Here is a 1,048-nt window from a genome sequence, read left to right on the forward strand (position 1 = left end):
GCCTTAATGGGATTTGACAGCAAAAAGTCTTACATCTTCTGGCTAAGAAAAGCCGAAATGGCACTGCTGGATAGGATGAATTAGAAAGAACGCCCTCTTACGAGGGCTGGCGGGTTAGCCGGTTGTCCACCAAGACTGCTAACCCGTTAACTGGATTTTATCAAAGGTTCAGACAGATACCTATGCGAAATAATTCGCTATTAAATGATGCACTGAGCTTAGGTGTGATCTCTATATTGATCACAATGAAACTAGGCTTTTACAAATGATTGTTTTGTGGATTTATCGTTTTGGTGCTCTTGCCGCAATACGCCTTTATGCATTTGTTTGGGCAAACGCCAGTTACCCCCAAGTGTTTTACGGGGCAACCCAAACACTCTGTAAGTTAAGTGTTAGTTGACCTGAATTAGTAATACGACTAGAGGCAATCGAGATTGCTTTATTACTTAGAATTTATAACTTATCTAATGGACTCGTTGTCCCTGCGTAATGTTGGCCAAGCACATGGGTGTAGATTTGTGTAGTACTAACGTCATTATGGCCAAGTAGCTCCTGAACACTTCTGATATCACTGCCCGATTGAAGTAGATGGGTTGCAAAGCTATGTCTAAATGTATGACAGGTAACACGCTTAGTTATTTTGATGTTACGCACCGCATTGCCGAGCGCTTTACGAATAACACTCTGATGAAGATGATGCCTGCAAAGCGTTCCTGTATAAGGATTAATACAGGTTGTGGTTGAAGGGAAAATGAACATCCATCCGTGTTGCTTAAAGGCATTAGGATACTTACGCTCTAACGCATTGGGTAGGGAAGGGCCGATCCCTTGTTGGTTGTCACTGTGTTGAATCTCCATTGCCTTATTAATATATGCTGCGAGTTTAATGGCACATTTATGGCTGAGGATTGTTTGTCTATCTTTATGACCTTTACCATCCCTCACAGTCAACGAAGCTTGTTCAATATCAATATCTTGGATACGTAACCTGAGGCATTCTGAAACTCTCAGTCCACTACCATAGAGTAGTTCTATTATTAGCCTATCG

The 1,048-nt window shown here is 41.7% G+C and carries 1 protein-coding gene; it reads right to left on the minus strand.

The window, feature by feature from the left end:
- Window positions 1–453: 453 nt before the first annotated feature.
- The coding region (locus Q4Q50_RS22310) for an integron integrase (protein ID WP_311901224.1) at window positions 454–1,048 on the minus strand (595 nt) is incomplete at its 5' end.

Origin of the sequence: Shewanella scandinavica (assembly GCF_031932065.1) — a bacterium.
GTDB classification, from domain to species: domain Bacteria; phylum Pseudomonadota; class Gammaproteobacteria; order Enterobacterales; family Shewanellaceae; genus Shewanella; species Shewanella baltica.